This is a genomic window from Paraburkholderia acidisoli, from assembly GCF_009789675.1.
GTDB lineage: Bacteria > Pseudomonadota > Gammaproteobacteria > Burkholderiales > Burkholderiaceae > Paraburkholderia > Paraburkholderia acidisoli.
In genome coordinates this window covers 961,252-973,301 of record NZ_CP046913.1, presented here as the reverse complement: position 1 = coordinate 973,301, position 12,050 = coordinate 961,252, and the positions used below count along the sequence as shown (strand labels likewise).

At 67.5% G+C, this 12,050-nt stretch carries 12 protein-coding genes; 10 read left to right on the top strand and 2 right to left on the bottom strand.

Translation table 11 applies throughout. From position 1 onward, the window contains the following. Positions 1-127 precede the first annotated feature (127 nt). The 7 genes from hemF to mnmH all read left to right on the top strand — a co-directional run bounded on the left by hemF (position 128) and on the right by mnmH (position 6,281). Positions 128-1,099, top strand: coding sequence for an oxygen-dependent coproporphyrinogen oxidase (gene hemF / locus FAZ98_RS04150; RefSeq protein WP_158949058.1), 972 nt, complete (start codon positions 128-130; stop codon positions 1,097-1,099). Next, positions 1,086-1,820: a nicotinate-nucleotide adenylyltransferase gene (locus FAZ98_RS04145; protein WP_158949056.1), complete on the top strand. Its 735-nt coding sequence runs from the start codon at positions 1,086-1,088 to the stop codon at positions 1,818-1,820. Before hemF ends, FAZ98_RS04145 begins: the two co-directional genes overlap by 14 nt. Before the next feature lie 2 nt (positions 1,821-1,822). Further along, positions 1,823-2,290: a ribosome silencing factor gene (rsfS, locus tag FAZ98_RS04140; protein WP_158949054.1), complete on the top strand. Its 468-nt coding sequence runs from the start codon at positions 1,823-1,825 to the stop codon at positions 2,288-2,290. 34 nt (positions 2,291-2,324) lie between these two features. Further along, positions 2,325-2,795, top strand: coding sequence for a 23S rRNA (pseudouridine(1915)-N(3))-methyltransferase RlmH (rlmH, locus tag FAZ98_RS04135; RefSeq protein WP_158949052.1), 471 nt, complete (start codon positions 2,325-2,327; stop codon positions 2,793-2,795). Between the two features lie 245 nt (positions 2,796-3,040). Then, the gene (locus FAZ98_RS04130; RefSeq protein WP_158949050.1) at positions 3,041-3,667 is read left to right on the top strand and encodes a Maf family protein; all 627 of its coding nucleotides are present in this window, start codon (positions 3,041-3,043) and stop codon (positions 3,665-3,667) included. 4 nt (positions 3,668-3,671) lie between these two features. Next, positions 3,672-5,141: a ribonuclease G gene (rng, locus tag FAZ98_RS04125; RefSeq protein ID WP_158949048.1), complete on the top strand. Its 1,470-nt coding sequence runs from the start codon at positions 3,672-3,674 to the stop codon at positions 5,139-5,141. A 42-nt stretch (positions 5,142-5,183) separates the two neighbouring features. Further along, positions 5,184-6,281, top strand: coding sequence for a tRNA 2-selenouridine(34) synthase MnmH (gene mnmH, locus FAZ98_RS04120; RefSeq protein ID WP_158949046.1), 1,098 nt, complete (start codon positions 5,184-5,186; stop codon positions 6,279-6,281). A 163-nt stretch (positions 6,282-6,444) separates the two neighbouring features. On the opposite strand, the gene FAZ98_RS04115 is transcribed toward mnmH, so the two are convergent. Continuing rightward, on the bottom strand, positions 6,445-6,759 hold the full coding sequence (locus FAZ98_RS04115) for a DUF4148 domain-containing protein (RefSeq protein ID WP_158949044.1): 315 nt from the start codon (positions 6,757-6,759) through the stop codon (positions 6,445-6,447). 310 nt (positions 6,760-7,069) lie between these two features. Then, positions 7,070-8,071: a lipopolysaccharide heptosyltransferase I gene (gene waaC, locus FAZ98_RS04110; protein WP_158949042.1), complete on the bottom strand. Its 1,002-nt coding sequence runs from the start codon at positions 8,069-8,071 to the stop codon at positions 7,070-7,072. A 381-nt stretch (positions 8,072-8,452) separates the two neighbouring features. Here waaC and FAZ98_RS04105 point away from each other — a divergent pair, with 381 nt between their 5' ends. The 3 genes from FAZ98_RS04105 to FAZ98_RS04095 all read left to right on the top strand — a co-directional run bounded on the left by FAZ98_RS04105 (position 8,453) and on the right by FAZ98_RS04095 (position 12,029). Then, positions 8,453-9,604 (top strand): glycosyltransferase family 4 protein, encoded by a 1,152-nt coding sequence (locus tag FAZ98_RS04105; RefSeq protein WP_158949040.1) that lies wholly within the window; start codon positions 8,453-8,455, stop codon positions 9,602-9,604. 75 nt (positions 9,605-9,679) lie between these two features. Next, a complete protein-coding gene (locus FAZ98_RS04100; protein ID WP_158949038.1) occupies positions 9,680-10,705 on the top strand; it encodes a glycosyltransferase family 4 protein in 1,026 nt (341 codons plus the stop codon). 40 nt (positions 10,706-10,745) lie between these two features. Continuing rightward, a complete protein-coding gene (locus tag FAZ98_RS04095) occupies positions 10,746-12,029 on the top strand; it encodes an O-antigen ligase family protein (protein WP_158949036.1) in 1,284 nt (427 codons plus the stop codon). The last annotated feature ends 21 nt before the right edge of the window (positions 12,030-12,050 follow it).

The window sequence follows — 12,050 nt, the reverse complement described above, 5'->3', positions numbered from 1 at the left end:
GTCTGCGGCAAGTCCGCCGCAAGTCGGCTGCAAGTCGGCTACAAGCGCGCCGCAACGTTTTTCCCGTGACCCACCGCGTCGCCGGAACCGGCCCCCGAGCCGGAACCGCGCCGCCCCGTAATCAGCGATGACCGATAACCGACCTGGCGTTCCCGTTAGCGAATCCGCCCGCCACCCGAGCGACGCGGCCCCCGACAGCGCCGCCGTGCGCGCATGGCTCGCGGGCCTGCAAACGCAGATCGCCGACACGCTCGGCGCCTTCGACGGCACGCCGTTCGCCAGCGACGTCTGGCAGCGCGCGCCCGGCGAAAAGCTGCGCGGCGGCGGCTGCACGCGCATCCTCGAAAACGGCGGTTTCTTCGAACGCGGCGGCATCGGTTTTTCGGACGTGCAAGGCGACGCCCTGCCGCCTTCGGCCACGGCCGCGCGCGCGCAACTCGCCGGGCGCGGCTTCGAGGCAATGGGCGTCTCGCTCGTGCTGCATCCGCGCAATCCCTACTGCCCGACCGTGCACATGAACGTGCGTCTGCTGCTCGCGACCAAGGCCGGCGAAGCGCCCGTGTTCTGGTTCGGCGGCGGCATGGACCTCACGCCCTACTACGGTTTCGAGGCAGACGCGCAGCATTTCCACCGCGTCTGCCGCGACGCGCTCGCGCCCTCGGGCGACGACCGCTACCCGCGTTTCAAGCGCTGGTGCGACGAGTACTTCTTCCTCAAGCACCGCAACGAAGCGCGCGGCGTGGGCGGCATTTTCTTCGACGATTACGCCGAAGGCGGCTTCGACGAGGCCTTCGCCATGGTCAGGCGCGTGGGCGAGGGCTTCCTGAAGGCCTATCTGCCGATCATCGAAACACGCCGCGACATGCCTTACGGCGAGGCCGAGCGCGAGTTCCAGGCGTACCGGCGCGGCCGCTACGTGGAATTCAATCTCGTGTGGGACCGTGGCACGCATTTCGGCCTGCAAAGCGGCGGCCGCACCGAATCGATCCTGATGTCGATGCCGCCGGGCGCCACCTGGCGCTACGACTGGCAACCGCAGCCGGGCACGCCCGAAGCGCGCCTTTACCGCGATTTCCTGCCCGTGCGTGAGTGGGTCTGACGCCGTGACGCCCGCCTTCACCGCGCCCTCTCACGCCCTGCCGCGCCGCATCGGTTTGCTCGGCGGCACCTTCGATCCGATCCACGAGGGACACCTCGCGCTCGCGCGCCATTTCGCGCGCGCGCTCGACCTCAACGAACTAATCCTGCTGCCCGCCGGCCAGCCGTGGCAGAAGCCCGGCGTTACCGCGGCGCAGCATCGGCTGGCGATGACGCGCGCGGCCGCCGCCTCGCTCGAACTGCCGGGCGTGAAAGTGACGGTCGACGCCGACGAGATCGAGCACGACGGCCCCACGTACACGGTCGAAACCTTGCGCCGCTGGCGCGAGAAGAGCGCCAGTAACGGCGGCGCAGCGCTCACGCTGCTGATGGGCGCGGATCAACTGCTGCACCTCGATTCGTGGCACGAATGGCGCGCGCTGTTCGAACTCGCGCATCTGGGCGTGGCGAGCCGGCCGGGCTTCGACGTTTCGACGCTGCCCGCGGCCGTGGCCGCCGAAGTCGCCGCGCGGCGCGCGCCGCCCGCCACGCTGGCCACGACGCGGCACGGCCACTTGCTGATCGACGAGACGCTCGCGCTCGACGTTTCAGCCACCGAAATCCGCCGTGCGCTGCCCGCCTGCGTGGCCGCGCGGCAACGTTCCGGCACAGCCGCCGACAAGCTTCCGGCAGCCGTGTGGGACTATATCCTTCAACATCATCTCTATTCGCATCACGGGTAACCATGGATATTCGCAAACTGCAACGCGTCATCGTCGACGCGCTCGAAGACGTCAAGGCACAGGACATCAAGGTCTTCAACACCAGCCATCTGACCGAACTGTTCGACCGCGTGATCGTCGCGAGCGGCACCTCGAACCGCCAGACCAAGGCGCTCGCCTCCAGCGTGCGTGAAAGCGTCAAGGAAGCCGGCGGCGACATCGTCAGCACGGAAGGCGAGGACATCGGCGAATGGGTGCTCGTGGATTGCGGCGACGCCGTCGTGCACATCCTCCAGCCCGCGCTGCGCCAGTACTACAACCTCGAGGAAATCTGGGGCGACAAGCCGGTGCGTCTGAAGCTCACGGGCAACACGGGCTTCGCGGGCGCGCGTCCGAGCGAGCCGCTCGACGACGAGGACGACGAAGAAGACGCCGCGCCGGCCGTGAAGAAGCCGGCCCGCAAGACCGCCGCGCGCAAGAGCGCGAAGTAAGCGCGGCCGCGCCGCCAGCAATCGCGTACGTACGATGAAACTGCATATCGTCGCCGTCGGCCACAAGATGCCGGACTGGATCGCCGAGGGCTTCGAGGAATACACGAAGCGCATGCCGCCCGAGCTGCGCATCGAGTTGCGCGAGGTGAAGCCCGAGCAGCGCTCGTCGGGCCGTTCGGCCGAAAGCGTGATGGCCGCCGAGCGCACGCGCATCGAGGCCGCGCTGCCGAAGAACGCGCGCCTCGTCGCGCTCGACGAGCGCGGCAAGGACTGGACCACGATGCAGCTCGCGAAGGCACTGCCGCTGTGGCAGCAGGACGGCCGCGACGTGGCGTTCCTGATCGGCGGCGCGGACGGCCTCGACCCCGAGCTGAAGTCGCGCGCCGACACGCTGCTGCGCCTCTCCTCCCTCACGCTGCCGCATGCGATGGTGCGCGTGCTGCTCGCCGAGCAGCTTTACCGCGCCTGGACCATCACGCAGAATCACCCCTATCATCGCGTGTAAGCCGGTTCGCCGCGCCGGGCTCGCGTCGCTACGTTCGCTCCGCCCGCGCCGCCTTCGTCGCGGGTGCGGGGCACGGCATTCCGGCGCCCCGATGGCGCGAGCGACGGACGCGCGCCGCGTAAGTGACGCACCGCTGTTCGCGAGCCGGATCGACACAATCGGTCCGGTTCGAAACCCACGCGCCGATCGCGCCCGATTGACCCACTCGCGACCCGCTCGCGACCCAACTCGCCGAAGACGCTCCGATGCCTGATTCCGCGCTCTATCCGTTCGTCTATCTCGCCTCCCAAAGCCCGCGCCGCCAGGAACTGCTCCAGCAGCTCGGCGTGCGCTTCGAACTGCTGCTGCCGCGCCCCGACGAAGACGCCGAAGCGCTCGAAGCCGTGCTGCCCGGCGAGCGCGCCGATGTCTACGTCGAGCGCGTGTGCGCCGCGAAGGCCGACGCCGCGCGCGCACGCCTCGTGGCCGGGGCGCACCGCCACGCGCCGATCCTCACCGCCGACACCACGGTCTCCATCGACGGTCACATTCTCGGCAAACCGCACGACGCCGCCGACGCCTACGCGATGCTCGAACGCCTCGCGGGCCGCGAACACGAGGTCTTCACGGCCGTGGCCGTGGTGAACGCCGAAGGCGTGTGCCTGCCGGTCGCGCTCTCGCGTTCGCGCGTGCGCTTCGCGCCGCTGCTGCCCGCCGCGCTCGCGCGCTACGTCGCGAGCGGCGAGCCGTTGGGCAAGGCCGGCGCGTACGGCATTCAGGGCCGCGCGGCAGAGTTCGTAGAGCGAATTGACGGGTCCTATTCGGGTATCATGGGTTTGCCATTATTCGAAACGGCCGCCCTCCTGCGCGCCGCGGGCATCGACTTCCAATAACACCATGAACGAAGAAATCCTGATCAACGTCACGCCGCAGGAGACACGCGTCGCATTGGTCCAGCAGGGCGCCGTGCAGGAGCTTCACGTCGAGCGCACGCTGTCGCGCGGCCGCGTCGGCAACGTCTATCTCGGCAAGGTCGTGCGCGTGCTGCCCGGCATGCAGTCGGCGTTCATCGACATCGGGCTCGAGCGCGCCGCGTTCCTGCATGTCGCCGACATCTGGCATCCGCGCATTGCGGGCGAAACGCATACGAACGCCCACCATCAGCCGATCGAAAAGACCGTGTTCGAAGGGCAAACGCTCATGGTGCAGGTCGTGAAGGATCCGATCGGCACGAAGGGCGCGCGGCTCTCCACGCAGGTGAGCATCGCGGGCCGCACGCTCGTGTATCTGCCGCAGGAGCCGCATATCGGCATCTCGCAGAAGATCGAGAGCGAGGCCGAGCGCGAAGCCGTGCGCGCGCGCCTGACCGCCGTCTTGCCCGCCGACGAAAAAGGCGGCTATATCGTGCGCACGATCGCCGAAGACGCCACGAGCGAAGAACTCGCCGCGGACGTCGCGTATCTGCGCAAGACCTGGGCGACGATCCTCGCGCAAGGCCAGCGCCTGCCCGCGACCAGCCTGCTCTATCAGGACCTGAGTCTCGCGCAGCGCGTGCTGCGCGATTTCGTCAACGACGAGACCTCGCGCATCCAGGTCGATTCGCGCGAGACCTTCCAGAAGCTCAGCGAATTCGCCGCCGAATTCACGCCGGCCGTTTCGCCCAAGCTGCATCACTACACGGGCGAGCGGCCGCTGTTCGACCTCTACAACATCGAGGCCGAGATCCAGCGCGCGCTGTCGCGCCGCGTGGACCTCAAATCGGGCGGTTACCTCGTGATCGACCAGACCGAGGCGATGACCACCATCGACGTGAACACGGGCGGCTACGTGGGCGCGCGCAACTTCGACGACACGATCTTCAAGACCAATCTCGAAGCGGCACACACCATTGCGCGCCAGTTGCGGCTGCGCAATCTCGGCGGCGTGATCATCATCGACTTCATCGACATGGAGAACGTCGAGCATCGCGACCAGGTACTCGGCGAACTCAAGAAGGCGCTTTCGCGCGACCGCACGCGCGTGACCGTGAACGGCTTCTCGCAACTCGGGCTCGTGGAGATGACGCGCAAGCGCACGCGCGAATCGCTCGCGCATGTGCTGTGCGAACCGTGCCCGACCTGCCTCGGCAAAGGTCAGGTGAAGACGCCGCGCACCGTCTGCTACGACGTGCTGCGCGAGATTCTGCGCGAGTCGCGCCAGTTCAATCCGCGGGAATTTCGCGTGGTGGCGTCGCAGCAGGTCATCGACCTGTTCCTCGAGGAAGAGTCGCAGCATCTGGCCATGCTGATCGACTTCATCGGCAAGCCAGTGTCGTTGCAGGTGGAGTCGAATCTGAGCCAGGAGCAATACGACATCGTGCTGATGTAGCACGCATCGTCGCCCGCCCTCGCAACACCGGAGCCCCGCAGTGTGAATCACCAGCGCGTCACCATCGAGCATCTCGGCGAGTTCGACGAAATCGTGGACGTGAGAACGCCGCTCGAATTTGCCGACGACCACGTGCCCGGCGCACTCAATGCCCCCGTGCTCAGCAACGAGGAGCGCGTGCTCGTGGGTACGATGTATCGCGAGTCGCCGTTCGACGCCACGCGCGTGGGCGCCGCGCTCGCCGCGCGCAACATCGCCCGTCATCTCGACACGACCTTCGCCGGCCGGCCGCGCAACTGGCGGCCGCTCATCTATTGCTGGCGCGGCGGCAAGCGCTCCGGCTCGATGACGGCAATGTTCAACATGATCGGCTGGCGCGCGCGGCAGCTCGAAGGCGGCTACAAGGCGTACCGGCACAGCGTGCTCGAAGCGCTCGGCGCGCTGCCCGGCGCGCTTCGCTACGTCGTGCTCGCGGGCCCCACGGGCAGCGGCAAGACGCGCCTGCTGAACGCGCTCGGCAACGCCGGCGCGCAAACGCTCGATCTCGAAGGTCTCGCTGCGCATCGCGGCTCGCTGCTCGGCGCGCTGCCCACGCGCGCGCAACCCACGCAGAAGTCGTTCGATACGGCGCTGCTGCAAACGCTGCGCGGTTTCGACGCCGCGCAGCCGGTGTTCGTCGAGGCGGAGAGCAAGCGCATTGGCGCGATCACGCTGCCGCTCGCGCTCGTCGAGCGCATTCACGACGCGCCGTGCGTGGTGGTGGACGTCGAGCGCGAGGAACGCGTGGCGCTGCTGCTGGAAGAATACGGGCACCTGCTCGACGATCGGGACGCGTTCCGCGAGCAACTGGTGAAACTCACGCCGCTGCATGGGCGCGAACGCGTCGCGAACTGGTGCGCGCTGCTCAGCGAGGACCGTCGTACGGCGTTGTCGGAAGCGCTGGTGGCCGAGCATTACGATCCCGCCTATGCGCGCAGCACGCGCCGCCACTATGCGAAGCTCGCGAAGTCGCTGCACTTCGCGTTTCATCCGATGGCGGGCGACCCGCTCGCGCAAGCGCAAACCCTGCTCGCGCGAATCGATGCGGCGCCGGGCACGGCATCGACAATCGAAACGCCGGAAGCATCGCGTCTCGCCTGAGGCGCGCAATCCAACCGCATCCCGTCTCGCCGGAAAAAGCACCCGGCCGCCCGAAGTTCGAGCGGCCGGGTCAAGCCATCGACAGGCCGATGGCGGAGGTAAGCGCGCGCCCGGCCCGCTTGCAGCGGACAAGGCGCGAAATGTTACGTGCAGCGTTTCAGGCTTAGCGCGAGTACATCGTGTTCCAGTCCGCGCTCGACACCGAGCCGCGGCCGCCCGACTGCGACGCGTTCGCGGCGCCGCCATAACCCGTGTTGGCGCCGTTCATCGCGGCGACCTTCGCTTCGGCGGCCTGGATCGCTTCGGGATAGTGCGCGTTGTCGCCCTCGCCCACGCGGTAGCCGGCTTGCTGGAGCTGCACGAGTTCGGCGCGAACCTGGGCGCGCGTGATGGTCGACGATTGCGCGAACGCGGCGGCGGGCGCCACGAGCGCGGCAAGGGCGGCAGCGGCGGCGACGGTTTGGATCAGGGACTTCATGAGATGACCTCCATGGGACTGAAGCGGTCTCGATGCGACGTTGTGTGCAGATGACCGATGCACGCAGTCTAGGCGCGTCATACCCTAGGGTTAACCCCTAATCCTCTAAAGCAATGTTCCAGAAACCGGCAAAATCGCCGCAAGCCACGTGGTACGGGCGTGAGCGCGCCTTCGGCCGGGCGCCGGGCGGGCATTGGGGAGGAGCCAGAGGAAGCGCCGCGCGGCGAAATGGCAATGCGCAATCGGCAATGCCCAAACGGCAATGCGCAACGGTAATGCGATGCGCCGCGCGAGCGGGGAACGCGTGCGATCAGCCCGCGCTGGAGCTGAGCGGCGTGGCCGCGCCGGACGCGGGCAGCACCGAAGAGATGGCCGCGCAGACTTCGTCGACTTCGGCCGGACGGCCCGCGTCGCCGAGCGACATCGAGCGGCCCGGTACGTTGATGCCGAAGTGGCGCACCGAGGTGGCCGTGAAAATCATCACCGTGGGACGGCCCACGGCGCTCGCGAGGTGGACGAAACCCGTGTCCGTGCCGACCACGAGCGCCGCCGCGTCGATGTGCTGCGCGACTTCCGTCACCGAAAGCTTCGGCAGGACGACCGCGCCGGGAATGCCCGCCGCGATCGCCTCGCCTTCGCGGCGCTCCGCTTCCGAGCCCCACGGCAGCAACGCGGTCAGGCCGCGCTCGCGCAGGTGCGCGCCCACGCGGTGCCAGTGCGCCGCGGGCCATTTCTTTTCGTCGCTGGAGGTTGCGTGGAACAGCATCGCGTAAGGCGCGTGCACGGCGCCCGCGAGCGGCGCGGCGGGCTTCGGCACGACGAGGCCGAAGTCGGGCGCGCTGTCGATCGCATAGCCGAAGGTGTCGCCCACGGTCTTGCGCAGCCCTTCCCACGCGAGCAGGTCCTCGCGCGGCGGATAGCGCCGGTTATAGGCGAACGCCGCGCCCGCCTCGCCGAGACTCTCGCGCCGATAGCCGTAGGTCACGCGCCCGCGCGCCAGAAACGCGATGATCGCGCTCTTGTACACGCCGTGCAGATCGAGAATGGCGTCGTATTTCACGGCGCGCAGTTCGCCGATCGAGGCCGCGATCGCTTTCAGATCGTCGAGGCTGCGCGCGCGCTTGAAGCGGCGCAGCGGCGCGCACAGCACGCGGCCGATATCGGGGTTCCAGCTGAGGATGTCGGAGAAGGCCGCGTCGGCGGCCCAGTCGACCTGCACGCCGGGAAAGGCACGATGCAAATCCGCCACGACGGGCTGGCCATGGACGATGTCGCCCATCGACGTGACTTTGACTATGAGAATGCGTTCCATGCCCGAAGCGATGCGTAACGGATAAAAAAGCGGATGAACGCGAAAGCGGCGCAAAACTGCGGGAAAACGCGGCAAAAACGGCTGAAAACCGCTGCGAGACGCCGCCGGCTCACGCCCGCGGACGCCGCTTTCGACGTAGCCCGCGATTATACGTCAGCGCATTGCGGCCACGCCGCAGCAAAAAACGTGCACAAGCACGCTCGGGGCCCGAACGAATCGGCGTTCCGTGGGGTCGATGAGTTAAAATCGGACGCCCTTGACCGCCCGGACCGACATCGCGTTCATCTGGCCCTACGCAGCCATTCGCAGCCCTCGCCGTCACAACGCGACGCGGCGCGATGCGAGGCAAGCCGAAGCATGGCGCCGGGCAGGAGTCCCTGTTTGAAAATCCTGCTGACCAATTTCCACTACGGCCGCGGCGGCGGTCACGACACCTATGTGGGCGTCATCGCTCGCGGCCTCGCGGTGCGCCATCAGGTCTATGTCGCGGCGCCCGCCACGAGCCGGCTTTACGCCCACGTGAGCGCGATGCCGGGCGTCCACGCGTTGCCGTTCGAATTTCCCGCCAAGCTCAAGGACGTGCGCCGCATGGTGCCCGCGTGGCGCGCACTGCGCGCGCTGCTCGAACGCGAACGCTTCGACGTCGTGCACGTGAACGGCTCGCCCGACCATCGCCTGCTGATGTTCGCGATGATGGGCATGAAAGGCACGCGCCCGCGCGTGGTCTGGACCAAGCACAACTCGATCGCGATCAAGACCGACTTTCTCACGCGCGTGCGCGCCACGCGCGCGACCGACGCCGTGATCGCCGTCTCGGATTCGACGGCCACGTTCGTGCGCGATTCCGTGTACGGCGGCAAACCCGTCACCGTGGTCAAGAACGGCGTCGACATCGACGCATTCCAGCCCGCCAGCGCGGCGGAAACGCTGGCGGCACGCGCCATGCTGCTCGGCGAAGCAGGCGCCGGCCAGCTCGTGCTCGGCACGGTCACCGGCTTCGACTGGTACAAGGGCACGATGGACATGATCGCCGCCGTGGCCGCGCTGCCGCGCGAGGCGCGCGACGCGTGCACGATCGTCGTGGTGGGCACCGAGCCCAGCGAGGAGCAGTGGCGCGAGATCGACGCGCTCGGCATGCGGGAGCAGGTGCGCGTGGAAGGTTTCGTTGAGGACGTGAAGTCTTACGTGCGCGCCTTCGACGTGGGTTTCGTGGTGTCGTACGCGATCGAAACGGTGTCGTTCGCGTGCCGCGAAATGATGGCGATGGGCAAGCCCGTGATCGTCGCGCGCTATGCCGGTCTGCCCGAGAACATCGAGGACGGCGTGGATGGCTGGATCGTCCCGCCGCACGACCCGCCCGCGCTCAGCGGCACGCTCGCGCGCATTCTCGCGCAGCGCGGCCAGCTCGGCGCGATGAGCGTGCGGGCGCGCGCGAAGGCCGAGCGCGAGTTCTCGCAGCAGGATTTCATCGATCAGACGGAACAGGTGTATCTCCAGCAGCTACCGACCTCATCCAAGTCGCCGCCGGCTTAAGGCCTGGCTCAAGCGCGCACACCGGCCCGGCTGTCCCCACACTCGAGCCAGAGGCCACACATCATCGAATACGACATGGCGAATCGGGTCATTCATCTCTTCAACGGATTCCTGAATCCGCACGGCGGCAGCGAGTCCGAAGCGCTCGCGCTCGCGGAGCAGTTGCGCGCGCATGGCGAAGTGAAGCTCTGGGCGACCTCGTCGCGCAGCCCGGCCGCGTTGCGCGAAACGCACGGCATCGAGCGCATCACGCTCGGGCAAGCGGCGCGCGGCCGGCTCGGCAACGCCGCCGATTCCCCGTCGATCCCCGATGGCGGGACCTATGTGTTCGTGGGCGCGCACTGGCGCAACCGGCTCTGGCCGCTCGTCGTGCCGGCGCCGCAACGGCTCATCTACGTGTTCAACACGTTTCATCCGAAGATTCTGCCGTTGACGTCGCAACATCCGCCGTTGCTGCGTTGGCCGAAAACGGAGTACGTGTTCATCTCCGAGTTCCAGAAAACGCTGCTCGACACGCCAGGCGTGATCCATCCTTCGCCCATCGACATCGCGCGCTTCACGCCCGCCGCGCAGCCGCACCGGCGCAGCCGTCCCGTGATCGGCCGTCTGAGCCGCGACACGCTCGCCAAGCACGACCCCGAAGATCTCGCGCTCTACCGCGAGTGGATGGCCGCGGGCGCGGACGTGAAACTGCAGGGCGCCTCGTGTCTCGCGGATCAGATCGAGGCGAATCCGCACCTCGAACTGTTGCCCGAGGGAGCAAGGGCTGCAGTCGATTTCCTGCGCTCACTGGATGTGTTTTACTACCGCACGGGTAGTCACGTCGAAACCTTCGGGCGCGTGGTGTTCGAGGCGATGGCGTGCGGTCTGCCGGTGGTGTGCCACCGGCGCGGCGGCTACGCGAACAGCATTCGTCACGGCGAAAACGGTTTCCTCTTCGACACGACTCAGGAAGCGCGCGAGATCATGCAGCGGTTGCTCGCGCAACCGCTGCTGCGCGCGAAGATCGGCGCCCAGGCGCGGCGCACGGTCGAGTCGCTTTATTCGCGCAGCGCGCTCGAGCGCCGCGCCCAGTTTTACCACGGCCACGCAATGGCTTGAGGCCTCGGCCTGCAACAGCATCAGGAAGGAACCGTAACGTATGCAAATGACGCTCTCCGATCGAAGCCGGCCGGCGCGGGTGGAATCGTGGCCCCTGCTGTGCGCCCGGTTTTCGGCGGTACTCACGCTCGCGGCCGTGCCCGTGTCCACGGCCGGCGTGAATCTCGCGAGTGCGCTCGTGCTCCTGTTCGCCATCTGTTCGCCCGAGGCATGGCGCGCGTTGCGCAAGATCGGCAAGTCACCCACCAGCGTCGCGGCCATCGTGCTGTTCGTCGCGCTCGCACTGAGCCTCCTCTACACCACGGCGAGCATGAACGAGGCGGTCAACTTCCTCATGAAGTACCGCAAGCTGCTGCTGTTCCCCATCATGCTGCTCGTGTTCCAGGGCGATGGCAGTTCGAAATGGGGCGGCGCGGCGATCTGGGCGCTGTTCGCCCCGCTCACCCTGGCCATGGTGCTGACCTACACGAACTTCTTCGGCTGGACCGCCGTCGGGCCGATGCACGGCACGCAAGGTCCGGTCAGCAAGCCATGGGTGTTCAAGGATCACATCTCGGGCGGCCTGATGATGGCCTACCTCGTGTATCTCTCGGTGGCGCTCGGCCGCACGATGCACAGGCCCGCGTGGCGCGGGTTGCTGTATCTCAACGCCCTGCTCGCGCTCGTCAACGTGCTGTTCGTGCTGCAGGGGCGCACGGGGCAGGTCGTCGCGCTGCTCTACATCGCGCTCTTCATCGTGTGGCAGCTCGCGCATCTGCGCAGCGCGCGCGCCGGCGGCATCCGCGTGGCCGCGACGCTCGCCTGCATCGTCGCGTGCGTGGGCCTCGCGTACTACGCGTTCACGGCCAAGGACTCGCGTCTCGCCGACACGGGTCAGGAAATCACCACCTTCGAAACGAAGAACGAAGACACTTCGGCGGGCGTGCGCCTCGAGTTCTATCGCCGCAGCGTCGACCTGTTCGTGCACCGTCCGGTGGCGGGTTATGGCGTGGGCAGCGTGCTGCCCGAGTTCGAGCGCCTCACGAAAAATCAGACTGGCGCGCGGGCCGTCATGGTTGGCAATCCGCACAACGAATTCCTGCTGATGGCGGTGCAGCTCGGCGTGATCGGCGTGGCGCTGTTCGTCTGGCTGCTCGTCGCGCTGTATCGCGAGTGCAAGCGCGTGGAGCCGCTCGCGCGCACGCTGATCTTCGGCTACCTGCTCGCGTTCGTGGCCGGTTGCTTCGCGAACTCGTTGCTGCTCAACTTCACCGAAGGCAGCCTGTTCGTGCTGCTGAGCGGCATTCTGCTCTACAGCCGTCGCAGCGACGACAGCAGGCTCTGACCTGCTGCATCCAAGACTGTT